This is a genomic window from Pseudomonas peli, assembly GCF_900099645.1.
Lineage (GTDB): Bacteria > Pseudomonadota > Gammaproteobacteria > Pseudomonadales > Pseudomonadaceae > Aquipseudomonas > Aquipseudomonas peli.
The window spans coordinates 840009-865726 of the sequence record NZ_FMTL01000002.1; the positions used below are offsets into that span (position 1 = coordinate 840009).

22 protein-coding genes are annotated in these 25718 nt (G+C 60.9%); 18 read left to right on the forward strand and 4 right to left on the reverse strand.

Annotated elements, in window-relative coordinates; translation table 11 throughout:
- Positions 1 to 27 precede the first annotated feature (27 nt).
- Positions 28 to 1653 (forward strand): methyl-accepting chemotaxis protein, encoded by a 1626-nt coding sequence (locus tag BLO50_RS12795; RefSeq protein WP_090253344.1) that lies wholly within the window; start codon positions 28 to 30, stop codon positions 1651 to 1653.
- 78 nt (positions 1654 to 1731) lie between these two features.
- Here the strand turns inward: BLO50_RS12795 and fabB are convergent, their stop codons facing one another.
- From fabB to BLO50_RS12810, 3 genes are all read right to left on the reverse strand, one after another.
- Complete coding sequence (fabB, locus tag BLO50_RS12800) at positions 1732 to 2952, reverse strand: beta-ketoacyl-ACP synthase I (RefSeq protein ID WP_090253347.1); 1221 nt, start codon at positions 2950 to 2952, stop codon at positions 1732 to 1734.
- 12 nt (positions 2953 to 2964) lie between these two features.
- Positions 2965 to 3480, reverse strand: coding sequence for a 3-hydroxyacyl-[acyl-carrier-protein] dehydratase FabA (fabA, locus tag BLO50_RS12805; protein WP_090253349.1), 516 nt, complete (start codon positions 3478 to 3480; stop codon positions 2965 to 2967).
- A 176-nt stretch (positions 3481 to 3656) separates the two neighbouring features.
- Positions 3657 to 5579: a response regulator gene (locus tag BLO50_RS12810; RefSeq protein ID WP_090253352.1), complete on the reverse strand. Its 1923-nt coding sequence runs from the start codon at positions 5577 to 5579 to the stop codon at positions 3657 to 3659.
- A gap of 250 nt (positions 5580 to 5829) precedes the next feature.
- Between BLO50_RS12810 and BLO50_RS12815 the strand changes: the two genes are divergently transcribed.
- The 17 genes from BLO50_RS12815 to BLO50_RS12895 all read left to right on the forward strand — a co-directional run bounded on the left by BLO50_RS12815 (position 5830) and on the right by BLO50_RS12895 (position 24395).
- Positions 5830 to 6852: an NAD(P)H-dependent glycerol-3-phosphate dehydrogenase gene (locus BLO50_RS12815; protein WP_090253354.1), complete on the forward strand. Its 1023-nt coding sequence runs from the start codon at positions 5830 to 5832 to the stop codon at positions 6850 to 6852.
- Positions 6853 to 6886: 34 nt separating this feature from the next.
- A complete protein-coding gene (locus BLO50_RS12820; RefSeq protein WP_090253357.1) occupies positions 6887 to 7234 on the forward strand; it encodes a DUF4389 domain-containing protein in 348 nt (115 codons plus the stop codon).
- A gap of 25 nt (positions 7235 to 7259) precedes the next feature.
- Complete coding sequence (sixA, locus tag BLO50_RS12825; RefSeq protein WP_090253361.1) at positions 7260 to 7724, forward strand: phosphohistidine phosphatase SixA; 465 nt, start codon at positions 7260 to 7262, stop codon at positions 7722 to 7724.
- A 114-nt stretch (positions 7725 to 7838) separates the two neighbouring features.
- Positions 7839 to 9503, forward strand: coding sequence for an AMP-binding protein (locus BLO50_RS12830; protein WP_090253363.1), 1665 nt, complete (start codon positions 7839 to 7841; stop codon positions 9501 to 9503).
- Positions 9504 to 9572: 69 nt separating this feature from the next.
- Positions 9573 to 10019: a hotdog fold thioesterase gene (locus tag BLO50_RS12835; RefSeq protein WP_090253366.1), complete on the forward strand. Its 447-nt coding sequence runs from the start codon at positions 9573 to 9575 to the stop codon at positions 10017 to 10019.
- 146 nt (positions 10020 to 10165) lie between these two features.
- Positions 10166 to 10975 (forward strand): alpha/beta fold hydrolase, encoded by an 810-nt coding sequence (locus BLO50_RS12840; protein ID WP_090253370.1) that lies wholly within the window; start codon positions 10166 to 10168, stop codon positions 10973 to 10975.
- Complete coding sequence (locus tag BLO50_RS12845) at positions 10972 to 11835, forward strand: alpha/beta fold hydrolase (protein WP_090253373.1); 864 nt, start codon at positions 10972 to 10974, stop codon at positions 11833 to 11835. The genes BLO50_RS12840 and BLO50_RS12845 overlap by 4 nt, the downstream gene beginning before the upstream one ends.
- Positions 11836 to 11886: 51 nt before the next feature.
- A complete protein-coding gene (locus BLO50_RS12850; RefSeq protein ID WP_090253376.1) occupies positions 11887 to 12549 on the forward strand; it encodes a glutathione S-transferase family protein in 663 nt (220 codons plus the stop codon).
- Entirely contained in the window at positions 12546 to 13358 is an 813-nt protein-coding gene (locus BLO50_RS12855) for a DUF4892 domain-containing protein (RefSeq protein ID WP_090253380.1), read from the forward strand. Before BLO50_RS12850 ends, BLO50_RS12855 begins: the two co-directional genes overlap by 4 nt.
- A 90-nt stretch (positions 13359 to 13448) precedes the next feature.
- Complete coding sequence (locus BLO50_RS12860; RefSeq protein WP_090253385.1) at positions 13449 to 14528, forward strand: AI-2E family transporter; 1080 nt, start codon at positions 13449 to 13451, stop codon at positions 14526 to 14528.
- Between the two features lie 244 nt (positions 14529 to 14772).
- Positions 14773 to 16317, forward strand: coding sequence for a YdgA family protein (locus BLO50_RS12865; RefSeq protein ID WP_090253388.1), 1545 nt, complete (start codon positions 14773 to 14775; stop codon positions 16315 to 16317).
- 208 nt (positions 16318 to 16525) lie between these two features.
- Positions 16526 to 16615 carry a K(+)-transporting ATPase subunit F gene (kdpF, locus tag BLO50_RS12870; protein ID WP_090253391.1) on the forward strand — a complete coding sequence of 30 codons (90 nt, stop codon included), beginning with the start codon at positions 16526 to 16528 and terminating at the stop codon, positions 16613 to 16615.
- Between the two features lie 8 nt (positions 16616 to 16623).
- Positions 16624 to 18324, forward strand: coding sequence for a potassium-transporting ATPase subunit KdpA (gene kdpA / locus BLO50_RS12875; protein WP_090253394.1), 1701 nt, complete (start codon positions 16624 to 16626; stop codon positions 18322 to 18324).
- Positions 18325 to 18336: 12 nt separating this feature from the next.
- On the forward strand, positions 18337 to 20388 hold the full coding sequence (gene kdpB / locus BLO50_RS12880) for a potassium-transporting ATPase subunit KdpB (RefSeq protein ID WP_090253397.1): 2052 nt from the start codon (positions 18337 to 18339) through the stop codon (positions 20386 to 20388).
- A 74-nt stretch (positions 20389 to 20462) separates the two neighbouring features.
- Complete coding sequence (gene kdpC / locus BLO50_RS12885) at positions 20463 to 21029, forward strand: potassium-transporting ATPase subunit KdpC (protein WP_090253400.1); 567 nt, start codon at positions 20463 to 20465, stop codon at positions 21027 to 21029.
- Positions 21030 to 21034: 5 nt separating this feature from the next.
- A complete protein-coding gene (locus BLO50_RS12890) occupies positions 21035 to 23689 on the forward strand; it encodes a sensor histidine kinase (protein WP_090253403.1) in 2655 nt (884 codons plus the stop codon).
- 10 nt (positions 23690 to 23699) lie between these two features.
- Positions 23700 to 24395, forward strand: coding sequence for a response regulator (locus tag BLO50_RS12895; protein ID WP_090253407.1), 696 nt, complete (start codon positions 23700 to 23702; stop codon positions 24393 to 24395).
- Positions 24396 to 24597: 202 nt separating this feature from the next.
- On the opposite strand, the gene BLO50_RS12900 is transcribed toward BLO50_RS12895, so the two are convergent.
- Positions 24598 to 25623, reverse strand: coding sequence for a patatin-like phospholipase family protein (locus tag BLO50_RS12900; RefSeq protein WP_090253410.1), 1026 nt, complete (start codon positions 25621 to 25623; stop codon positions 24598 to 24600).
- Between the last annotated feature and the right edge of the window lie 95 nt (positions 25624 to 25718).

The following is a 25718-nucleotide window of genomic DNA, read 5'->3' on the forward strand; positions in this document are numbered from 1 at the left end:
GCTTCAGAACCGTAAAGGACGGCCGTGATGACCCTAAGAAATATAAACATCGCTCCCAGAGCGTCACTTGGCTTTGGCTTAGTCGCACTTCTTGTGCTGCTGCTGGGCAGCTTCTCCCTGTTGCAAATGTCAGAGATGAACAAGCAATCAGCTGATGTAAATGAAAACTGGCTGCCCAGCGTGCTGAGCCTGGGTGAGATGAGCCAAGACATTCTAAGGCTGCGAGCTCTGACACTGCGCTTGATGCTTAATAGCGATGAAAGTGCGACGCAGCAGAATCTCGCCCGTGTTGAGGAGTTTAAAAACCAGTTGCACACGGCTCAGAACAGCTATGAAAAATTAATTGCGAGCCCTGAAGAACGTACGATTTACGAGCGTTTCAAACAGGCTGAAAGCAGCTATCTGCAGGAGCAGTCGAAGATCGTGGCCGCCGTCCGTCAAAATGATCTTGATGCTGCACTGGCGGTTGCCAATGGTCAGCTGAATGGGCATGCGGACAGTATGGCCAAAGCCCTCGCTGATTTGTCCGAGCTGAATCGGGTGGGGGCCTCCGCAGCGGCTGAAAAGGCTGATCAAGTATTTTCCAGCGCCCGTACATGGGTCATTGTGATGATGCTGGCTGCACTTGGTCTGACGGTGATTCTGGCGTTGCTGCTGACCCGTAGCATCGTCGCGCCGCTGACCGAGGCGGTACGGGTGGCTGAAGTGGTGGCAGGCGGCAACCTGACTCAATCAATTGAAGTGCAGGGCAGTGATGAGCCGGCACGTTTGCTGAGTGCGCTGAAGACCATGCAGCAAAGCCTGCGTAACACTATCCAAAATATCTCGGACTCCTCTACGCAGCTGGCCTCGGCCTCGGAAGAGCTCAGTGCGGTCACTGAAGACTCCACCCGTGGTTTGCATCAGCAGAACAATGAAATCGAGCAGGCGGCTACCGCGGTCAATGAAATGACCAGTGCCGTGGAAGAGGTTGCGCGTAATGCCGTTAGCACCTCTGAAGCGTCCAGCGAGTCCAATCGTACGGCGCAACATGGCCGCGAGCAGGTGCGCCAGACTGTTGAGTCGATCAGTCATCTGGCGGACGACGTGACCCATACCGCTTCCGAAGTGGAGCAGCTGGCCGGGCAAGTACGCGATATCAGCAAGGTACTGGATGTGATCCGTTCGATTGCCGAGCAGACCAACCTGCTGGCACTGAACGCTGCGATTGAAGCTGCGCGTGCCGGTGAAGCCGGACGCGGTTTTGCCGTGGTGGCCGATGAAGTGCGGGCCCTGGCGCACCGTACTCAGCAGTCGACCCGTGAAATCGAGCAAATGGTCAGCGGCATCCAGCAGGGCACCGATAAAGCGGTTAACGCCATGCAGAACAGCAACAGCCGTGCCCGTTCAACCCTGGATGTGGCCAAGGCGGCCGGCCAAGCGCTGGATGAGATTGCGGCCGCGATTTCGCAGATCAATGAGCGCAATCTGGTGATCGCCAGCGCTTCGGAAGAACAGGCTCAGGTGGCCCGCGAAGTGGATCGCAACCTGGTGAATATCCGAGATCTGTCGATGCAGTCTTCAGCCGGTGCCAACCAGACCAGTGCGGCCAGCCAAGAGTTGTCACGCCTGGCGGTGGACCTCAATGCACTGGTAGCGCGCTTTTCTATCTGAGTAAGCCTGGCGCAAGCCACAATAAAAAAGGCCATCCCGAGGGATGGCCTTTTTTATGCTGCAAACACTGGGTGAGGCTTATTTGCCTGCCCAGCGTTTGAGTACCAGAGTGGCGTTGGTGCCACCGAAGCCGAAGCTGTTGCTCATCACGGTGTCGAGCTTGGCGTTCTCAACGGTGCTGCGCTGGATCGGCAGGTCGGCGATTTCCGGGTCGACTTCGTCGATGTTGACCGAGCCGGCGATAAAGTTGCCTTCCATCATCAGCATGCAGTAGATCGCTTCCTGTACGCCGGCGGCGCCCAGGGAGTGACCGGACAGGCTCTTGGTCGAGCTGATGGCGGGCGCCTTGACACCGAACACTTCGCGTACTGCGCGGCTTTCCGCAACGTCGCCGACCGGAGTCGAGGTGCCGTGGGTGTTCAGATAGTCGATTGGGCTGTCGACGGTAGCCAGAGCCTGCTGCATGCAGCGCACTGCGCCTTCGCCGCTCGGGGCGACCATGTCATAGCCGTCGCTGGTGGCGCCGTAGCCGACGATTTCGGCGTAGATCTTGGCGCCGCGCTTGAGTGCGTGTTCCAGTTCTTCGACCACCACCATGCCGCCACCGCCGGCGATAACGAAACCGTCACGCTTGGCGTCGTAAGCACGCGAGGCTTTTTCTGGAGTTTCGTTGTACTGAGTGGAGAGGGCGCCCATGGCGTCGAACAGGAAGCTCTGGCTCCAATGTTCTTCTTCACCACCGCCGGCGAACACTACGTCCTGCTTGCCCAGCTGGATCTGCTCCATGGCATTACCGATGCAATGCGCACTGGTGGCGCAGGCCGAGGAGATCGAGTAGTTAACGCCCTTGATCTTGAACGGCGTGGCCAGGCAGGCGGACACGGTGCTGCCCATGGTGCGCGGTACGCGGTAGGGGCCAACACGCTTGACGCCTTTCTCGCGCAGGATGTCCATGGCCTCCATCTGGTTGAAGGTCGACGCGCCGCCGGAACCTGCAATCAACCCCACGCGTGGGTTGGAGATATCTTCTGCGCTGAGGCCCGAGTCCTTGATCGCTTGCTCCATCGAGAGGTAAGCGAAGGCAGCAGCATCCCCCATGAAGCGATAGACCTTGCGGTCGATCAGCTCTTCCAGGTTGAGGTCAACCGAGCCAGACACCTGGCTGCGCAAGCCCATTTCGGCATAGGCAGGGTTGAAGCGGATGCCTGACTTGCCAGCACGCAGGTTGGCAGAGACGGTGGCTTTGTCATTGCCCAGGCAGGAAACGATGCCCAGGCCGGTAATCACGACGCGACGCATGCAGAGAGTCCTTTAAAAATTGTCGGTAGAGGTAAACAGACCAACGCGCAGGCCTTCGGCGCTGTAAATCTCGCGACCATCAACGCTGACGCTACCATCGGCAATAGCCAGAACCAGGGAGCGGGCGATGGTGCGTTTGATATGGATGTTGTAAGTGACTTTCTTGGCGGTCGGCAGCACCTGACCGAAGAACTTCACTTCGCCCGAACCCAGGGCACGGCCACGGCCTGGATTGCCCTGCCAGCCAAGGTGAAAGCCTACCAACTGCCACATGGCATCGAGGCCCAGGCAGCCTGGCATCACCGGGTCGCCTTCGAAATGGCAGGCGAAAAACCACAAGTCAGGAGTGATATCGAGCTCGGCGACTATTTCGCCCTTGCCGTACTTGCCGCCGGTGTCGCTGATATGAGTGATGCGATCGATCATCAGCATGTTCGGCGCGGGCAGTTGCGCATTACCTGGGCCGAATAGTTCGCCGCGACCGCAAGCGAGCAGTTCTTCCCGGGTGAAGGCGTTTTGTTTGGTCATGCGAGCTCCTCAATATGTCCCATGCGCCAAGGCTGGGCGAATCGTCCTGGCTGGCGGCACAGTCTGCTGCGCCTGCCAACAGCCTAGTCATAGACTGTTGCGTTGTGGTGAAAGTCACAGCCTTGTGAGTACAGTTGTACTCCGCTCCTGTTGGCCTGTCATAGCGCCCATGCTCATTAGCCTGCAGCAGTTGAGCCTTCTTGACTACCCGTCGATGGTCGAGGGGGCAGCCAGCGCTGCAGGATTCGCTGCAAATCGGCCCGTTTGAAGGGTTTTGCCAGGTAGTCATTCATGCCCGATTGTAAGCAGGCCTCGCGGTCGCCCTGCAAGGCGTTGGCGGTCAGCGCGATGATAGGCAGTTCGCTACAGCCGGGCAGGCGACGGATCTGACGCGTGGCCTCGTATCCGTCCATGATTGGCAGACGGCAATCCATCAGAATCGCTGAATAACGCTGCTGGCTGACCTGATGCACGGCCTGTGCGCCATCTCCAACCAGGCTGACCCGATAGCCCAGGCTGCGCAGCATGGCTTCAATCACGGTCTGGTTGACCGGGTTATCTTCGACCAGCAGCACCGGTTGGCCGTTCCCCTGGTCCGCTGGCAGTGGTGTGTCGCTGATAGCGGGTGTGACGTGCTGGGAAAACGGCAGTGGCACTTCCAGGGTAAATACCGAGCCCTGACCTTCCTGACTGACTGCGCGCAGGGTGCCGCCCATGCGTTCTGCAAGGGTGCGGGCAATCGGCAAACCCAGCCCGGTGCCGCCGTAACGTCTTGAAATAGAAGTGTCGGCCTGCTGGAAGGCATCGAACATATGTTCAAGCCGCTCAGGGGATATTCCGATGCCGCTGTCATGCACCGCACAGCTGAACCACAGCACCTGGTTATCCAGCGCCTGCCAGCTGCTGTGCACACGGATATTGCCGGTTTCGGTAAATTTCAATGCGTTGCCGATGAGATTGACCAGAATTTGCCGAATCCGCGTGGGGTCGCCTTGTACCTGTAAGTTCTCCAGGCCACTTTCGGTTTCCAGCAGTAATTGCAGGCCACGCTGTTGGGCGCTGTGTTGGAACACCTGAATCGAACTTTGCAGCAGGTCGAGCAGGCAGAAGGGGATGCGTTCGAGCTCCAGTGCGCCGCGTTCGATGCGCGAGAAATCGAGGATGTCATTGATGACTTTTAACAGGTGTTCAGTGGACTCGGTGGCCAGGGCGGCATATTCGGCCTGCTCCTGAGTCATTTCAGTGGTTTCCAGTAACTGCAGCATGCCCAGCACGCCATTCATCGGGGTGCGCAACTCGTGGCTCATCATCGCCAGGAAGTCGGATTTGGCGCGGTTGGCCAGCTCGGACTGCTCGCGTGCTTGAATCAGCAGGGCCATGGCACGTTGTTGTTCGTCACTGGCGCTGGCCAGACCGTGGGCGAGGTTGTTGATATGCCGCGCCAGAGCCTGCAACTCACCTTCACCGACTTCGGGCAGGGTGGTCTGGTAGTTGCCAGCCTGAATCGCGCTGACGGCTTCACCCATGGCGCTCAGCGGCTGCGACAGGTGGCGAGCCAGGCGGCGGGCAAGAATAAAGGTCAGGGCCAGGGCGAACAGGGCGAGCAGGGTGGCCTTAAAGAGGATTTCCTGCTGGCGTGTATTGAAGGCGTCGTTAGACATGCCGACGACGACATAGCCCAGGTAGTCATCGGCCAATGCCTGTTGATCAGGGTTGTTCAGCGCTGCACGTTGCAGGTGTATGGGCGCCTGAAACACATCGACCTGGCTGCTTGCGTGGCCGCTGCCTGGGGCTTGCTCAACGTAAACGAGAATTTTACCGGTGTGATCGCGTACTTCCAGAAAGCGCACATGCGGAGTTTTCAGCGTGGCTTGCAGCAGTGCCTCGAGCACCTCAAGGTTGCCGGAAATGACCCCATAAGTACTGGCCGGGGCTAACTGGCTGGCGATCAACTGACCGTAGTGGTTGACCTCCTGGCGCAGGTCCTGCAGACGGGCAAAGGTGAAGAACCCGGTGAGCAGCAGGGTCAGCAGCAGGGCAGGGCCGACACTGATCAATTGGGTGCGGGTATGGATATTCCAGCCACGACGCAGGATCATCGCGACACTCCGCAGCTGCAAAAAATGTTCGGTCGTTGGAGAACTGGCCGGTTTTGCGCGGTCTCAGGATGAAGCTGGGCTTGGGTGCTGTCGATCACGCCACAACCTTGTTTGCGTTTTAAAGGCTGCATGTTAACTGAGCTGCTTGGCTTTGCCAGTGCCAGGCAACCTGCTAAAAGCTGGTTGCATAGAGGCGCCGCCGTATAATGCGAGCGATTCGCCACTTTCAATGGTTTACCACGGATACGTTATGACTGATCAGCACCCCATCGCCGTGCTTGGCGGCGGTAGCTTCGGCACTGCGATTGCTAATTTGCTGGCCGAAAACGGCCAGCATGTCCTGCACTGGATGCGCGACCCCGAACAGGCCCAGGCGATTCGGCTGACCCGTGAAAACCCGCGTTACCTCAAAGGCATCAAAATTCATTTGGGCGTTGAGCCTGTCACCGACCTGGCGGCGACGTTGAACGCCTGTCAGTTGATCTTCGTCGCCTTGCCCTCCAGTGCATTGCGTCAGGCACTGCAACCGGTGGCTGAGCTACTCAGCGGCAAGCAGCTGGTCAGCACCACCAAGGGCATCGAGGCGCAGAGCTTTCTGCTGATGAGCCAGATTCTCGAAGACATTGCTCCGCAAGCGCGTATCGGCGTGCTGTCGGGGCCAAACCTGGCGCGTGAGGTGGCCGAGCATGCGCTGACCGCGTCGGTCGTCGCCAGCGAGGACGAAGAACTCTGCCAGCACGTGCAAGCTGCGTTGCACGGGCGCACGTTCCGTGTGTATGCCAGTGCCGACCGTTTTGGCGTCGAGCTGGGCGGTGCGTTGAAGAACGTTTACGCGATCATCGCCGGCATGGCTGCAGCGATGGGCATGGGCGAAAACACCAAGAGCATGCTGATTACCCGCGCTCTGGCGGAAATGACCCGTTTTGCGGTCAAGCTGGGCGCCAATCCCATGACTTTCCTGGGGCTCGCCGGTGTGGGCGATCTGATCGTCACCTGCTCCTCGGCAAAAAGCCGCAACTACCAGGTCGGCTTTGCCCTCGGTGAGGGTTTAAGCCTGGAAGATGCAGTGGCGCGCCTGGGCGAAGTGGCGGAAGGGGTCAACACCATCAAGGTGCTCAAGGCCAAAGCTGAGGAGTTGCAGGTCTATATGCCCCTGGTCGCGGGCTTGCATGCCATTCTGTTCGAGGGGCGCACGCTGAATCAGGTAATCGGTGCGCTGATGAATGCAGAGCCCAAGACCGACGTTGATTTTATCCCCACCACCGGTTTTTGAGATTCACCTTACTAGACCCTGCAAGGAGATGAGCATGAGTGATGGCAATCAGGAACTGCAGCGCGAATCGATTCTGCTGCGCATCCTCTGGATGGTGATTTTCACCATCGTTTGGCAACTGGCGGAAATCCTCTTGGGCGCCGTGGTGTTGCTGCAACTGGGTTACCGCCTGTTTTACGGTGCGCCGAATGCCGGCCTGCTGGGCTTTGGGGACAGCCTGAGCCAGTACCTGGCGCAGATCGGTCGCTTTGGCACCTTCAACACTGATGAAAAGCCTTGGCCGTTTGCTGACTGGCCAACCCCGCAAGCACCACAAGGTGAGACCCCGCACAGCATTCCTCCGGCGGCCCACCCGGTGCGCGACGAAGAGCCGAAGCTTTGAGTCGTCGGCTTATTGGGGCAAGCCTGTGAGGCTCTGGCTACTGCGCCACGGTGAAGCCGAACCGACTGCGCGCACTGATGCCGAGCGCAACCTGACTGCCTATGGTCGTCAACAGGTGCGTGAGGTGGCTGCGCAGTTGCTGGATCGGCCGCTGCAGGCTGTACTGGTCAGCCCCTATGTGCGGGCTCAGCAGACGGCAGATCTAGTCTGCGAAGTCTTGGCCTTTAGCGGTATCCGGCAGACCGTGCCCTGGCTAACGCCGGAGAGTGATCTGCGCCAAGCGCTGCGGGAACTTGACGGTTATGCGTTCGATGAGCTGTTGCTGGTCACCCATCAGCCGCTGGTTGGCGCCTTGGCGGGCCTGCTGATTCACGGCCATCGCCAGCAACCGCTGCCGATGAACACCGCCAGTCTGGCGTTGCTGGAAGGTGATGAGCTGGCCGCTGGGTTGATGGAATTGTCTGCCCACAAGCATCCAAGTCATTCCTGACGCCTCACTACACACCGAAACATTTCTCCTCTTGCGGGCCGCCTTTGTGCGTGGAATAGTCCAACCAAGCAATTGCTTGGTTGGCTCCACAAAAACAACAAAGGAGGAAGCCCTGTGGCTGATGCAATCCGTTTGCCGCTTGAGGTGTTTTATGAGCGCGAGGCTCGTCACCCGAATAAACGCTACATGGTGCAGCCGCTGCCGGGCGGTCAGCTGCAGGAACTGAGCTGGGCCGACGTCGGCGAGCAGGCGCGCCGTGCGGCCAACTGGCTGCGTAGCCGCGAACTGCCGCATGGCAGCCGCATTGCGATCATTTCCAAGAACTGTGCGCACTGGATCGTCACCGATCTGGCGATCTGGATGGCCGGACACGTCTCGGTGCCGCTCTATCCCAATCTCACCGCCGAGTCGGTAGGCCAGGTGCTGTGCCACTCAGAGGCGGCACTGGTGTTCGTCGGCAAGCTGGATGATTGGCCAGCAATGGTTCCCGGTGTGCCGCAGGATGTGCCAACCATCGGCCTGCCACTGCGTCCGCAGGGCGAGTTCAGCTTTACCTGGGATGACCTGCAGGCCTGCACGCCGATTCAGGACAACCCCAAGGCGGCTGCCGATCAGCTCGCCACCATCATCTACACCTCCGGTACCACCGGCACGCCGAAAGGGGTGATGCATCACTTCAGCAATTTCGGCTTTGCCGCCAGCCACGCCACTGAGCTGTTTGGCGTTGGCGAGAATGACCGAGTGCTTTCTTACTTGCCGCTGTGCCATGTGGCCGAGCGCATGTTTGTCGAGCTGGCATCCATTTACGCTGGGCAGACAATCTTCTTTGCCGAGAGCCTGGAAACCTTCCTTGAAGACCTCAAGCGCGCGCGGCCGACGGTGATGTTTGGTGTGCCGCGTATCTGGACTAAATTCCAGATGGGCGTCTACAGCAAGATGCCAGCCGAGAAGCTGGATTTCCTGCTCAAGCTGCCAATCATCGGCCGCATCGTCGGCAAAAAGGTGCTGGTTGGCCTGGGGCTGGATGCCGTGCGCTACGCCCTGTCTGGCGCCGCGCCGGTGCCTGAAGCGCTGCTCAACTGGTACAAGCGCCTGGGCTTGGATGTGCTGGAGGTGTACGGCATGACCGAGAACTGCGGTTACTCCCATGTGTGCCGGCCGGGCAAGTTCAAACAAGGCTGGATCGGTCAGAACAGCCCTGGCGTCGAAGTGCGCATCGCCGAGGATGGCGAGGTGCAGGTGCGCAGCGGCGCGACCATGCAGGGCTACTACAAAGATCCTGAGAAAACCGCAGAAACCATCACGTCCGACGGCTTTCTGCGCACCGGTGACAAAGGCGAGCAGGACAGCGAAGGCAATCTTCGCCTGACCGGTCGGATCAAGGAAATCTTCAAAACCAGCAAAGGCAAGTACGTTGCCCCAGCGCCGATTGAGAATCTGCTCGGCGAGCACTCACGCATTGAACAGGTGTGCGTGGTGGGCGATGGCATGCCACAACCCATGGCACTTTGTGTGCTGTCCGATGTGGGGCGCAGTGAGGCTTCCAGCGGGCGTGGCGAGTTGGAAAGCAGTTTGAAGAAGTTGTTGGAGGACGTTAACCAAAGCCTCGACAAGCATGAGCGCCTGCAACGTCTGGTGTTGGTCAAGGAGGTCTGGGCGGTTGAGAACGGCTTCCTTACGCCAACTCTGAAAATCAAGCGCGCTGTGGTCGAAGGCACGTATGGAGAGCGCTTCAGTGAATGGACCGAACGCAGTGAAGCGGTGCTCTGGCACGAGTGATCAGCCTGTGGCCGGCAAGGCTAAGCCCGCCGGCCCTGTTCTGACTGAACTGATCCAAAAGGACACATCATGACCCTCTGGCAACAAAACCCTGACCTGGCTCAGCTCAATGGCTTTCTGAAGAACACCATTGGCGAGCAGCTGGATATTCGCTTTGAATCGTTTGATGACGAGTCGATCACCGCCAGCATGGTGGTCGATGCACGTACCCACCAACCCTATGGCCTGCTGCATGGCGGCGCCTCCGTTGTGCTGGCGGAAACCCTCGGTTCCACCGCCAGCCACCTGTGCATCGACAGCAGCAAGTTTTACTGCGTAGGCCTGGAAGTGAACGCCAACCACCTGCGTGGCGTGCGCAGCGGCCGGGTCACCGCGGTAGCTCGGCCGGTTCACCTAGGGCGTACCACCCATGTCTGGGACATCCGTTTGACGGGGGAGGATGGCAAGGCCAGCTGCATTTCCCGGCTGACTATGGCCATTGTGCCGCTGGGGGAGAATGGCCCTGCGCTGCGTTAATCCGTAAAGCCCGCCACTGCCGCTCCGGCTGGCGGGCCTCCCATCAGCTTTGGCTATAGTGCCGTCATTCACTGGCCGTTTTGTCATTGCTGCATCTCAAACACTGCCGGACAATCATCCGTAACTTCCCAGATAAGCCCGCTGCCATGACCCAGTCCGTGTTCTTCGCCCATGCCAACGGCTTTCCCTCGGCCACCTACGGCAAGCTATTTGCCGCACTGGCGCCGGACTATTCGGTGCAGCACCTGGAGCAACATGGGCATGACCCGCGTTTTCCGGTGAACGACAACTGGAGCAATCTGGTTGATGAGCTGATCCATCACCTTGAGGCTAACCAGCAGCTTGTCTGGGGTGTGGGGCATTCGCTGGGCGGCGTGCTGCATTATCACGCTGCGTTACTACGCCCCGAGCTTTACCGTGGGGTGGTAATGCTTGATTCGCCAGTCCTGACCCTGGCGGACAAGATGGTGATTCGCGCGGCCAAACGCTTTGGCTTTATCGACCGCATCACCCCGGCCGGACGTACCCTGGGGCGGCGTGAAGAGTTTATTGACCTGGCCGAGGCTCGCGGATATTTCGCAGGCAAAGGGCTATTCCGTCGCTTCGATCCTGAGTGCCTGGACGCCTATGTGCAGCACGGCCTGCAGGCCTCGGGTAATAGCCTGCGCCTGCGGTTTGATCCCGCCACGGAAATCAGTATCTACCGCAGCGTGCCGCACACCAGCCCAGGACGGCCGCAGCAGCTGAAAGTGCCGCTGGCCATGGTGCGCGGTCGGCATAGCCGGGTGGTGATGCCGCATCATGCCCACTTGGTACGTCGTGTTCCCAATGGTGAGTACCTGACGCTGCCCGGTGGGCATATGTTTCCACTGGAACGTCCGCAAGACACTGCCGAATTGCTAAAAAAGCTGTTCCAGCGTTGGGACGGTCAACCTGTCAGTGAGCAACACGCATGAGCCTGCATTTCGAAGAAGTCCGCCTACGGTTGCCGCATATCGAACTGGCCGCCCATCTGTATGGCCCGGAAGACGGTATACCGGTGATTGCCCTGCATGGGTGGTTGGACAATGCCGCCAGTTTTTCCCGCCTGGCTCCGCTGTTGCCAGGGTTGCGTATTGTGGCCCTGGATTTTGCCGGCCACGGTCATTCCGATCACCGTCCGCCAGGCGGCAGTTACGCCATCTGGGACTATGCCCACGATGTGCTGCAGGTCGCCGAGCAGTTCGGCTGGCAGCGCTTTTCCCTGCTCGGGCATTCCATGGGCGCAATTGTCTCGGTGCTTTTGGCCGGAGCGATGCCGGAGCGAATCGAGCGCTTGGCACTGATTGACGGGCTGATTCCCTACACCGGCGAGTCGGACACGGCGCCGCAGAAACTCGGCGAAGCGCTCAAGGCGCAGCTGGCCCTGGCCGGTAAGAGCAAGCCGGTATACGCCGAGTTTGACCGGGCTGTGGAAGCGCGTATGCGCGGGGTAGGGGCGGTCAGTCGTGAGGCTGCAGAATTGCTCGCCCAGCGCGGCCTGATGCCTGTGCCTGGCGGTTACACCTGGCGCACTGACAGCCGGCTGACACTGCCGTCGCCACTGCGTCTGACCCACGCCCATGCCCTAGCGTTTGCACGTAGCCTGCAGTGTCCGGCCAAACTGGTGATGGCGCAGCAAGGCATGTTGCTCGCGCAGCCGAGTATTACTCAGCTGGTCGAGGGCCTGGCCATCGAGGTGGCGCATCTGCCTGGCGGCCATCACCTGCACCTGGATGACGACGTGGGCGCGGGTTTGGTAGCAGACTGTTTCAAAGCTTTCCTGGGCGCGCCTTGACTTGCTAAAGGCAACTGGGGAAAGGTGTGGGTGTTACCCACGGAGATTCGCATGATCGACCTGTATACCGCCGCCACCCCCAACGGCCATAAAGCGTCCATCGCACTGGAAGAGTTACAGCTGCCCTACACCGTGCAGGCTTTGAGTTTCGATAAGCAGGAACAGAAGACTGCGGCCTTTCTCAAGATCAATCCCAATGGCCGTATTCCGGCGATTGTTGACCGCGCTAATGATGATTTCGCGGTATTCGAATCCGGCGCCATTCTGCTGTATCTCGCCGAGAAAACCGGCCAGCTGCTGCCCAGCGACGCCAAGGGCCGCTCGCGGGTGATCCAGTGGCTGATGTTCCAGATGGGCGGGGTTGGCCCTATGCAAGGTCAGGCCAACGTGTTTTTCCGTTATTTCCCGGAGAAGCTGCAGGGGCCGATTGACCGATACCAGCGCGAAACCCGTCGTCTGTATGAAGTGCTCGACACGCGCTTGAGCGAATCGCAGTACCTGGCCGATGACTACAGTATTGCCGACATTGCCACCTACCCATGGGTGCGTATTCATGACTGGGCAGGCGTCTCTGTTGACGGCCTTGAGCATCTGCAGCGCTGGATGGCTGAGCTGGCTGAGCGTCCTGCCGTACAGCGTGGTTTGCTGGTGCCGCAGCGCGAAGAGGACGGCGCGAAAATCGTCAAAGCGGCCCAGTCGATGTTGATCAAATGAGCCGTCTCAGTATTTATGGCCTCGGCATCAGCCTGTTGCTGGCCACAGCCGTTGTCCGGGCCGATGTTGCAGGTAGTCAGGATCTCGACGTGTTACCGCGCTTTGCCGGGAGCAAGATTGTCAGCTTCAAGGATGTTGCCGAACAGGAGCGCATCTACCCGCAAGGGGCAATTCGGCGGATCAGTGGCACTTTACGGTATGAGCGCGAAGTAGCTGCTCAGGGCCAGTTGACCGCCGTGACCTATGAGTTACCGCGCACTCACACAGCGAATGAGGCATTCGCCAAGGCCCGCAGTGATTTACAAGCCCAGGACGCCGAGTTGCTGTACTGGTGCGTGGGTCGTGAATGCGGTTCCAGCAGTCTATGGGCTAACGCGGTATTCAATAACGCTACCCTGACCGGTTCGGATGACCAGCAAACGTACGCATTGCTGCGTCTCGCTGAGCCACGTCAGGACAGCTTGTTGGCGCTGTACAGCATCACCCGTGGCAACAAGCGCGCCTACCTGCATGCCGAGTTGCTCACGGCCAATGCGCCGTTGGGTGAAGTGTTGCCGACCCCAGCCACCCTGCAGCGCCAGCTGAAAAGTACCGGTGAACTGCGCCTTGCCAAGCAGGTTGAACCCAGCGCTGCCTGGATTGAACTGCTGGCACGTAGCCTTAAGCTCGACAGCACCTTGCGTGTCACCATCAGCGGCGCCCAGGCCGAAGCCTGGCGCGATGCCCTGGTTGAGCAACGGGTGCGCGCCAGCCGTCTGGAGCTGGGTGACGCAGATGCGAGCGGCGTACAACTCAACGTGCTGCGCTAAGACGCTCCGCCCGGTACTCTTGTCGTTATGAATTGATCCGGCTCTGCCCTTCGAGGCAGAGCATTTTGCGTTGTGCAGGGAGCTGTTTGGATGGCCAATAACGATCGTTTGCTGGTGCAGATACTGCTGTTGGTCTTGCTGGGCGCCAGCCTGTTGGTGTTGGCACCGTTCTGGTCGGCGCTGTTCTGGGCTGCGGTGTTGTCGTTTGCCAGCTGGCCGGTGATGCGTGTGCTGACGCACCTGCTCAATGGTCGTCAGGCATTGGCGGCGGGGTTGCTGACCCTGGCTTGGACCGTCGTGGTGGCCGTGCCTCTAGTGATGCTGGGCTTCAACCTGGCGGATCACATCAAGGATGTCACCGCGCTGCTCAAGGATTTCCAGGTCGAAGGGCTGCCGCCAGCTCCCGCCTGGTTGGCTGGCGTGCCGCTGGTGGGGGAGCGCCTGGTGGGCTTCTGGATGACCATCGACCAGCAGGGCGCGGCGTTTTTCGCCACCGTGCGGCCGTATTTGGGGCAGGTCGGCAACTGGCTGCTGGCGCGCAGTGCGCAGATCGGTGGCGGCATGCTGGAACTGGCTTTGAGCTTGATTCTGGTGTTCTTTTTCTATCGAGACGGGCCGCGTCTAGCGGCGTTTGCCGAAAGCCTGTTACAGCGTTTGATCGGTGATCGCGCTGAGCATTATCTGGAACTGGTGGCTGGTACCGTGCAGCGGGTGGTCAACGGGGTGATCGGTACTGCCGCGGCGCAGGCCATCCTGGCCTTTATCGGTTTCACCATCGCTGGCGTGCCTGGGGCGTTGGTGCTTGGCATCATGACCTTCGGCTTCAGCCTGATCATGATTCCTCCGTTGATCTGGGGGCCGGCGGTGGCCTGGCTGTTCTGGCAGGGTGAAGTCGGCATGGGCATCTTCCTGCTGGTTTGGGGCTTCTTTGTGATCAGTGGCGTCGACAACATCCTTAAGCCGTACCTGATCAGCCGTGGCGGTAACCTGCCCTTGATCGTGGTGTTGCTCGGGGTGTTCGGCGGCATTCTGGCGTTCGGTTTTATGGGCCTGTTCCTTGGCCCAACATTGCTGGCCGTGGCTTACAGCCTGCTTAGTGATTGGGTCGGTAGCCCTGTCGTCAACACCACGGTCAGCAGCGTTGAATCGCCCGAGAAGCCAGACAGCTGACTGTTCATTAGGGCTGCACAGCTGTTCGAGCCGGTTGGCATTTTCGGTAAATTTCCGCGGCGGCGCCTTGGTCGCCTGTAGCCGGGGTGGTAGCCTTGCGGCGCTTCGCGACCACGCCTTGGCTTGCGCAGCCAGGCGTTGTGCGCATGCCCGGCGTCGCGCCTCAAACCGCCACATTGCCGTGCAGTGATTGACGCGGTAGCAGGGAAGCCCCACCCCATAACGGACACGCAGGATATCCCCCATGAAGAAAATTGTTGGCAGCGCCCTGGGCGCAGTTGTCGTTCTAGGCGTACTGAGCACCGCCGGAGCCTGGTACACCGGTCAGCAGCTCCCCGCCGTGTTGGAAACCTCGATCAAACAGGCCAACGAGGACATGGGTAAAACCCTGCCGGCCCTGGGCCTTAGCGCCACCATTGAGCTGGTTTCTCTCGAACGCCAGCTGTTCAGCAGTAACGCGCGCTACCGCATTCAGTTTGCTGGCAGCCTGGATGGCGAGTCGCCGAGCAACTTCGAGTGGTTCGTCACTGACCACATTGAACACGGGCCTTTCCCGCTGTCACGGCTGCAAGCTCTCAAATTGCTACCCGTTATGGCCACCAGCAACTACGCCCTGGAGCGCGGCCCGGAGCTGGAAAAATGGTTTGCCAGTAGCCAAGGTGGGGCGCCGCTGCAGGGCCAGGTCAGTCTCGGTTATGACCGTTCGATGAGCGGCAACCTGCGCGTACAACCCCTGCAGATGGCGCTGGATGAGCAGACCCAGATTGATTTCAGTGGCTTGCAAATCGACTTCGACAGCAGCGCGAATGTCGAAGCAATCAGTGCCAATGGCGTGATGGACAGCTTCAAGGTCACTTCAACCCTGTCCACCGATGAGAGCATGCGTCTTGAGTTCAAGGGCCTGGACCTCACCAGTAATTCCCGTAAGGGCGTCAGCGACTTCTACCTGGGGCAGAACGAGGTGCGCTTGCAGCAGATCGAGCTGCAGGTTGGCGAAAACGCCCCCATCCTGTTCAAGGATTTCGTCCAGCGCGATGAAACCAGCGAAGCCGACCAGCAGCTGTCCGCGCGTTACAGCTATGACATTGGCATGGTCAGCTACCAAGGTACCGACATCGGCTCTTCGCAGATGCTCTGGACCGTGAAAAACCTTGATGCAGCCGCCCTGAAATCGATGATCGAGCTGTACGGCACACTGCTGCAGAGCGGCAAGGTCGACACTGAAAGCGGTATGCCGGAGCTGACCGACGCGCAGACTGCGCAATTCAAGACTGATCTGGAAAAACTGCTGGCCGGCAAACCGGGCCTGGCTCTGGAAAAACTGGCGTTCAAGACTGCCAATGGCGAGAGCAGCTTCAGCTTTGGCTTGGACCTGGACAAGCCGGTGTCCTTCGACTTGCCGGCGCCTGAACTGGCCAAGCAGTTGATTGCCCAACTGGATGCCAAGTTGCTGGTGTCCAAGGCGATGATTGCCGATGTGATTGGTGTACAGGCCACTCTGGCCGGGGAAACCGACAAGGAAGCAATTGCCCAGCAGGCGGCGATGGTCGGTGAAATGGCCAGCGGCATGGCGGTGGCCAGCGAACTGGCAGTGGTGCAGGGGCAGGACATCAGCTCCAGCCTGCATTACGCCAACGATCAGGTGACCTTCAATGGCAAGCAGATGACCGTGGAGCAGTTCGTCGCGCTGGCCATGAGCAGTGGCGGTGGTTTGGCGGGCATGGCCCCTGAAACCCCGGCCGAGGAAATGCTGCTGGAAGAAAGCGAGGCTCAAAGCCCCATTCAGTAACGCCTTCAGCGCTACACCCTAGGCGTAGCGAGCGCCACATACGGCCAGACGACCTGTAAAGCAGGGCGCCTGGCCGTTTTTGTTTGTCCACAGCCTGCGATCTTTACGCTTTCTTTATGCCGGGCAGCATCGCCCGCACTCGTTCCTTTACGCCCTGGTTGCCGACAATTTGCCCCAAGCGGTAGCCACCGCAATAAGGAGCAAACACATGAGCATTCTCGACGGGGTGTCCCTGGGCCTGGCCTTGGGACTATTCATTTATTTGCTGGTTGCGCTGTTGCGCGCTGATCAGGCGTAGGAGCGCATATGCACAGTTACGATTTCACCTTGATCCTGGCGTTCTTCGTCCTGGTTCTGCTGCCGGCGCCCTTTATCGGGCGTTACCTGTACCGGGTGATGGAAGGCGAAAAAACCTGGCTCAGCCCCGTGCTGCAGCCGGTCGAGCGGCTGTGCTACCGGATTGCCGGTGTCGATAGCAACCGCGAGCAGGACTGGAAAACCTACAGCCTGGCGTTGCTGGCCTTCACCCTGATCAGCCTGCTGACGCTGTTCGCCATCTTGATGCTGCAAGGCAGTTTGCCGCTCAACCCGCAGCAATTGCCGGGGTTGGAGTGGACGCTGGCGTTCAACACCGCCGTGAGTTTCGTCACCAATACCAACTGGCAGGCGTATAGCGGCGAAGCGCAGATGAGCTATTTCAGCCAGATGGTTGGCCTGGGCGTGCAGAACTTCGTCAGCCCGGCAGTCGGTCTGGCCGTGCTGGTGGTGTTCTGCCGCGGCATCGCGCGGCGGTCGAGCAATAGCGTCGGCAACTTCTGGGTCGATCTGACCCGTGCCACGCTTTATGGCCTGCTGCCGTTCTGCCTGGTTCTGGCGCTATTGCTGGTGTGGCAGGGCGTGCCGCAGACCTTCCTCGAATACGTCACTGCGCACACCATCGGCGGCACCGATCAGGTTGTGCCACTTGGGCCTGCAGCCAGCCAGATTGCCATCAAGCAGCTGGGCACCAACGGCGGCGGTTTCTTCGGCGTCAACTCGGCGCATCCGTTCGAGAACCCAACAGCCTGGAGCAACCTGTTCGAGGTGGCCTCGATCATTCTGATCCCCGCTGCGCTGCTGTTCACCTTTGGCCATTACGTCAAAGACCTGCGCCAGAGCCGTGCGTTGCTGGCCTGCATGCTGATTTTGTTCAGCGTCGGTCTGGGCGGCACGCTGTATGCCGAGCATCAGCCGAACCCTGCGTTGGCCGCATTGCCGATTGAGCAAAGCGGTTCGCTGGAAGGCAAGGAAAGCCGCTTCGGCACCACGGCCTCGGCGTTGTGGGCGGTGACCACCACGGCCGCTTCCAACGGTTCGGTCAACGCCATGCACGACAGCTTCAGCGCGCTGGGCGGGATGATCCCGATGTTCAACATGATGCTCGGCGAAGTGATCTTCGGCGGTGTCGGTGCTGGCCTCTACGGCATGCTGCTGTTTGTGCTGATCGCGGTATTTCTCGCCGGCCTGATGATCGGCCGCACCCCGGAATACCTCGGCAAGAAGCTTGAAGCCCGCGAAGTGCGCTTGCTGGTGGCCACCTTGCTGGTAATGCCGGTTGGCGTACTGGTACTCGGCGCCCTGGCGGCCAGCCTGCCGGGCCCAGCGTCCTCTGTAAGTAACCCAGGCGCACACGGCTTCAGTCAGATTCTTTACAACTACACCTCCGGTGCGGCCAACAACGGCTCGGCCTTTGGCGGCTTTGGTGCCAACACGCCGTATCACAACTTGATGATTGGCCTGGCCATGTTGCTTGGCCGTTTCGGCTACATCCTGCCGATTCTGGCGATTGCCGGCAGCCTGGCTGCGAAGAAGCGCGCGCCGGTGGGCAGCAACAGCTTCCCGACCCACGGCCCGCTGTTCGTCACCCTGCTAACCCTGACCATTCTGTTGGTCGGCGGCCTGACCTTCCTGCCGGCATTGGCCCTGGGCCCGATTGCCGAGCACATGACCATGTTCCAGGGCTTCTAAGGGAGAACCATGATGAATGCCCGTATTGAACCGGCGCTGAACAGCGCCCAGCAACACCCGAAAACCTCGATCGCCGCGCTGTGGAAACCTGCGCTGCGCCAGGCCTTCGTCAAGCTTGATCCACGCCAGCTGCTGCGCTCACCAGTGATGCTGGTGGTTGAGCTGACGGCTGTGGTCACCACCGTGCTGTGCTTTATCCCCAACCCTCAGGTCTCCACCGGCCTGGCCGTGCAGATTGCTTTGTGGCTGTGGTTTACCGTGCTGTTTGCCAACTTTGCAGAGGCCCTCGCCGAGGGTCGTGGCAAGGCCCGTGCCGACAGCCTCAAGGCTGGCAGCCAGGGGCTGAATGCGCGGCGCAAGAATGGTCAGCAGTTCGAGACCGTAGCAGCCAGCAGCCTGCGCCGGGGCGATATCGTGCGGGTCGAGGCCGGCGAACTGATCCCTGGTGACGGCGAAGTCGTCGAAGGCATCGCCACAGTCAACGAAGCGGCGATTACCGGCGAATCCGCGCCTGTGATTCGTGAGTCTGGCGGCGACCGTTCGGCCGTTACCGGCAACACCCGGGTGGTGTCCGACTGGCTGCTGGTGCAGATCACTGCCAACCCGGGCGAATCGACCCTGGACCGAATGATCGCCCTGGTTGAAGGCGCCAAGCGGCAGAAGACGCCTAACGAAGTGGCGCTGGATATCCTGCTGATCGGCCTGACTCTGATCTTCCTGCTGGTGGTGGCGACCCTGCAGCCGTTCGCTCGTTTTGCCGACGGCGACCTGCCGCTGGTGTACCTGGTGGCGCTGCTGGTGACGCTGATTCCGACCACCATCGGCGGGCTGCTCTCAGCCATCGGCATCGCCGGCATGGACCGCCTGGTGCGTCTGAATGTGATCGCCAAGTCCGGCCGCGCTGTGGAAGCGGCGGGGGACGTGCACGTACTGTTGCTCGACAAGACTGGCACCATCACCTTCGGTAACCGCCGTTGCAGCGCGCTTTACAAAGCGCCGGGGGTATCCGGCAAGCAGCTTAGCGATGCAACGTTGCTGGCTTCGCTAGCGGACGACACTGCCGAAGGCAAGTCGATTGTCGAATACCTGCGTGCGCTGAATACCATGGTTGAGCCTGAGCGCAGTGCGATCAAATCAATTGCCTTCAGTGCCGAGACGCGCCTGTCCGGCGCCGACTACAACGGCCACAGCTACCGCAAGGGAGCAGTGGATGCAGTGCTGCTTTATCTAGGCATCGAGCGCAGCGACGTGCCGCCGGTATTGGCCCGTGAAATCGAGAAAATCGCCCAGAGCGGCGGTACTCCCTTGCTGGTAGCCGGTGACGGTCAGTTGCTCGGCGCCATTCATCTTAAGGACGTGGTCAAGCCGGGTATTCGCGAACGTTTTGCCGAGCTGCGAGCCATGGGCATCCGCACCGTGATGGTGACCGGTGACAACCCGCTGACCGCCGCCGCCATCGCTGCCGAAGCGGGCGTCGATGATGTGATCGCTGAAGCCACCCCGGAGAAGAAGCTGCAACGCATCCGCAGTGAGCAGGCGGAAGGCAAGATGGTCGCCATGTGCGGCGACGGTGCCAACGACGCCCCGGCCCTGGCCCAGGCCGATGTGGGCCTGGCGATGAACGACGGCACCCAGGCGGCGCGCGAGGCGGCGAATCTGGTCGACTTGGACAGTGATCCGACCAAGCTGCTCGACGTGGTGCAGGTGGGCAAGGAGTTGCTGGTGACCCGCGGCGCGCTGACCACCTTCTCGGTGGCCAACGATGTGGCCAAGTACTTCGCCATCCTCCCGGCGCTGTTTACCGGCATCTACCCGCAGCTTGGCGCGCTCAACCTGATGCAGCTGCACAGCCCGCAGAGCGCGATTCTCTCGGCCATCGTGTTCAACGCGCTGATCATCGTAGCGCTGATTCCGCTGGCCCTGCGCGGGGTGCGTGTACAGGCCGCCGATGCTGCCAGCCTGCTGCGCCGCAACCTGTTGATCTACGGCCTGGGCGGCCTGGTGGCGCCCTTTGTCGGGATCAAGCTGATTGATCTGCTGTTGGTGGCCGTCGGCCTCGTTTAAGCAAGCGCAATCCTTAGCCCGGATGAACTCCGGGCTCGGATTGCATCCGGCTACACAGAATCTGGAGATTTATCATGCTCAAACAAATCCGCCCAGCCATTAGCGTGCTGGCCTTTATGACCCTGGTCACCGGTGTGGTTTATCCCTTGACCGTTACCGGTGTGGCGCAGCTGGCGTTCCCGGCGCAGGCCAATGGCAGCCTGTTGCACAATCAACAAGGCGATGTGCTCGGTAGCGCGTTATTGGCGCAACCCTTCGAGGGCGCGCAGTGGTTTCAGCCGCGTCTATCGGCCGGTGGTTACGCCACCGTGGCCAGCGGTGCCAGCAACCTGGCACCGAGCAACCCGGCGTTGGCCGAGCGTATCGCCGCAGATGCCCAGCGCTTGCAGGCAGAAGGTCAGGGCGCAGTACCCATGCAGCTGGTGACCACCTCGGCCAGTGGCCTCGATCCGCATCTGTCGCCGGCAGCGGCGCAGTTTCAGATCGCCCGAATCGCCGCAGCACGTGGCATCCCGGCGGCCAGCCTGGAACGACTGATCGAACAGCACGTGGAAAAGCCACTGGTAGGGCCGGCAGTGGTCAATGTGCTGGCGCTGAACCTGGCGCTGGCCGACAATTCGCCTCCCGCAAAAGCTGAGTAACTTGCATGAGTGATGCCGTACGCGCCGATGCCCTGCTCGATGAGATGCCGCGAGAGGGGCGTGGCCGGCTAAAGGTCTTTCTCGGCGCGGCGCCTGGCGTAGGTAAGACCTACGCCATGTTGCAGGCGGCGCAGGCGCAATTGCGCCAGGGCGTCGACCTGCGCGTTGGTGTGGTGGAAACCCATGGCCGCGCGGAAACCGAGGCCATGCTCACCGGCTTGCCGCAACAACCGCAGCAGCGTCTGGAATACCGTGGCGTGGCGCTGAGCGAGATGGACCTCGACGGCATTCTGGCCAAACCGCCGAAGCTGCTGCTGGTCGATGAGCTGGCGCACAGCAATGCCCCCGGCAGCCGCCACAGCAAACGTTGGCAGGATGTGCAGGAGCTGCTGGATGCCGGCATCGACGTGTACACCACGGTCAACGTGCAGCACCTCGAAGCGCTGAATGATCAGGTGCGCGATATCACCGGCGTGCAAGTGCGTGAAACCCTGCCGGATTGGGTGTTGCAGGAAGCCGACGAAATTCTGCTGATCGACCTGCCGCCGCGCGAGCTGCTGGAGCGCCTGCGCGAAGGCAAGGTGTATGTGCCGGAACAGGCGCGCGCCGCCATCGATGCATTTTTCAGCCAGACCAACCTCACCGCGTTGCGCGAACTGGCGATGCAGACGGCTGCTGCGCGGGTCGATGCGGACCTCAGCCGACGCTACCGCCAGCAAGGTCAGCAAGCGCCTGCGCTGCGTGGCCGCTTGCTGGTCGGCATCGACGGCGATGCTCAGGCCGAGCGCCTAGTGCGGCACGCCTGCCGGGTGGCCGAGCGCCGTCATCTGCCCTGGTCGGTGGTTTATGTGGACACCGGCGGTGAGCGCGATGAAACCCGTTTGAGTTACCTGCAGGGCGCGCAGCAACTGGCCGAGCGCCTGGGCGGGGAGGTGGTCAGCCTGCGCGGCAGCGAGGTGGCGAAAACCCTGATCGAGCATGCCCGCGAACGCCGCGCCAGCCTGATTCTGGTGGGCCGCAGCCGGCAACGTCTGCGGCGTATCTGGCACCTTGGCCGGGGGCTGGCGGAGCGCTTGTTGCAGCACGGCCAGGGCCTGGAAATCAGCGTGCTGGATACCGAGGCAAGCCATACCCCGGCCCTGTCGCGGCGCCGCCAGCCTGTAGTCTGGCGTGACTACCTGCTGGCCTTGCTGGCGACGCTGCTGGCCTCTGCCGTGGCGCTGGGTTTATCCCGTGTACTGGAGTTGCCGAATATCTCGCTGATTCTGCTGGCGGCGGTATTGGTGGTGGCGGTGCGCAGCAGCCTGGGCCCGGCCATGGCATGCGCGGGGCTGTCGTTTCTGGCGTACAACTTTCTGTTTATTCCGCCTACCCTGACCCTGACCATCGACCGTCAGCAGGACGTGCTGACCCTGTTGTTCTTTCTGCTGATGGCCGGGCTGACCGGTAACCTGGCCAGCCGCCAGCGCCAGCAATTACAGGCGCTGCGTGAGACGCAGCGAGAAACCAGCGCACTGCTGGAATTGTCGCGCAAGCTGACGGCGGCCACCGACCGCCAGGCGGTTCTGGCTGCGGCCATGCAGCAGCTGGGCCTGTGGCAGGACGTTGAGGTCAGCTTGCTGTCGCGTAGCCCGGATGCGCTGTGGAAGGTGGAGGCGGGTGCGCAGCGCCTGCTCACTGATCTGGAACGAGCGGCGGCGGATTGGTCATGGCAGCACGATCAGCCGGCCGGACTGGGCACCGGCACCTTGCCGGACGGGCGCTGGTGGTGGTTGCCATTGTCGGGCGAAGAGGGGCCGCTGTTGCTGCTCGGTATCAGCCCCAAGGACGGCAGGAGCTTACCTGCCGAGCGATGGCGTCTGCTTACGGCGTTGGGCCAGCCCTTGGCCCAGGCCCTGGAACGCGCGCAGCTGGCGGAGGATCTGGAGGCCGCGCGCCTGCACGGGCAGACCGAGGAGCTGCGCAGCGCGCTGCTGGCCTCGGTCTCCCATGATCTGCGCACGCCGCTGACCGCTATGCGCGGCTCGATTGATAGCCTGCTGGCGCTGGGTGAGCAGATTCCCCTGGCTGATCGCCGCGAGCTGCTGGAAGGCACCCGCGATGAGGCCGAGCGCCTCGACCGTTATATCCAGAACCTGCTGGACATGACCCGCCTGGGTCACGGCGGGCTGAAGCTGGCGCGTGACTGGGTCGCCCCGGCGGATATCGTTGCCAGTGCGACCCAGCGCCTGCGCCCGGTATTGTCTGCCTTGCAACTGGAAATACAGGTGCCGCAACAGCTGCCGCTGCTCTATGTGCATGCCGCGTTGATCGAACAGGCGCTGGTCAATGTGCTGGAGAATGCTGCGCGTTTTTCCCCGCCCCAGGGGCGTTTGCGTGTGGCCATCGAGGCGGATGCCGAGGAACTGCGCTTTAGTGTCAGTGACCAGGGGCCGGGTATTCCTGAGCATGAGCGCACGAAGATTTTCGATATGTTTTATACCGCCGCCCGTGGTGATCGCGGTGGGCAGGGCACTGGTCTGGGCCTGGCGATCTGTCAGGGCATGCTCGGCGCCCATGGCGGTCGGGTGACTGTGGGCGAAGGGCTGGATGGCCTGGGCGCAAGCCTGACCCTGCACCTGCCGTTGCACACGCAGCCGCAGATGGAAGAAGAACAGTGATGGATAGCCGATGAGCCAAAACCCCGCGACCATTCTGGTTATCGATGACGAAGCGCAGATTCGCAAATTCCTGCGCATCAGCCTTACGGCCCAGGGCTACAAGGTGCTGGAAGGCGCTACGGGGCAGGAAGGTCTGGCCCAGGCCGCGCTGGGTAAACCGGACCTGGTGGTGCTCGACCTCGGCCTGCCGGATATGGACGGCCAACAGGTGTTGCGTGAGCTGCGCGCCTGGTCGCAAGTGCCGGTACTGGTGCTGTCGGTGCGCGCCAGCGAGGGCGAAAAGGTCCTGGCGCTGGATGGCGGCGCCAATGACTACGTGACCAAACCGTTCGGCATTCAGGAATTCCTCGCCCGCGTGCGCGTGTTGCTGCGCCTGGCCGGCGGTGTGGAACAGGCCAGCGCGGCGGTCAGCAGCGGCCCGCTGCAGGTGGATTTCGCCTACCGCCGGGTCAGCCTCGATGGTGTTGAAGTCAGCCTGACCCGCAAGGAATATGCGGTACTGGCGCAACTGGCGCGGCATATCGGCCGGGTAGTGACTCAGCAGCAACTGCTCAAGGACATCTGGGGCCCGACCCACGGCGAGGACAGCCACTACCTGCGCGTGGTGGTCGGCCACCTACGGCAGAAACTCGGCGACGATCCCACCGCGCCGCGCTTTATCGTCACCGAAGCAGGTGTTGGCTATCGCCTGCGCGATTCCGCCTAGGTTCTAGAGCTTATTTACGATCTCGCGAGCTAGAGTCCTGCAAGGCAAAAACAGGCGAGGAAGCGGAGTGTACTTTTGTACATGAGCATTACTCGTTTCACTCGCCCCCTCGGGGTCGCGCTAAAGCGCATTAGCCGCAAGCGGCTTGCCGAGCCTGTTTTTAACGCAGCAGGGCCGACGCGTAGCAGATCGTAAAAAGTCTCTAGCGGTCGCCACGCTCGTACTTATCCAGCGTATCGCTGGCGATCTGCCGGCCGAGCATGATCAGCTCCGGCGCCTTGTAGAACTCGAAGAAGCGACACACTCGCTTGGGTACGTTGATCAGGATGTCCGGCGGATAGCCGGCGATTTTGTACTGAGCCAGGGACGTCTGCATAACCTCGAAGCTCTGGTTGATCAGTTCCAAGAGTGAGGCCGGGCCGCTGAGGTCGGCCACCCGCGAGCCGCTGGCGGATTTCGGTGCGGCGGGTTTGTCCAGGTTGCTACGGGCATTCTGCTGCCAGGGATTGATGGCTTCGGGCTGCAGTGGGTTGCTGTTGTCTTCCAGCAGAAGCAGCTCATCGTCTTCGCCGGGTTTGCGTTTGAACGAGGGCAGGCGTGAGCCGAGCGAGCTCATCAATAGATCAAAGCGGCCCTTGAGCGCCGGCGCGCGTTCGATGATCGGCAGTTCGTAGTGCTGCTGGTTGGTCGAGTTGAGGTTGACCGCAATGATCAGATCGCAGTGGCTGGACACCACCGGCACGATGGGCAACGGGTTGAGCAGGCCGCCATCGACCAGCATGCGCTTGCCCTGTACCACCGGGGTGAACAGGCTAGGAATCGCCGCTGAGGCGCGCATGGCCTGGTGCAGGCAGCCTTCCTGGAACCAGATTTCCTGCTGGTTGGTTAGGTCGGTAGCCACGGCGGTGAAGGGGATCGGCAGCTCTTCAATATTGATCTCGCCGACTATTTCGCGAATCTTGCCGAAGACCTTTTCACCGCGAATCGCCCCTAAACGGAAGCTCACATCCAGCAGGCGCAGCACGTCCAGATAATCCAGGCTCTGCGTCCATTCGCGGTACTCATTGAGTTTGCCGGCGGCGTAGATGCCGCCCACCACCGCGCCCATGGAGCAACCAGCGATACAGGCGATTTCATAGCCACGGGCTTCCAGCTCCTCGATCACGCCGATGTGCGCATAACCACGCGCACCACCGGAGCCCAGTACCAGCGCAATGCGCTTACTCATCCTGATGTCCCTCGTAACTATTAATGCAGCGAACATACGCGCCGTGCCGCGCGCCGCCAAGGCGCGATTTGCTAGTATCCACGGCATTCGGGCCT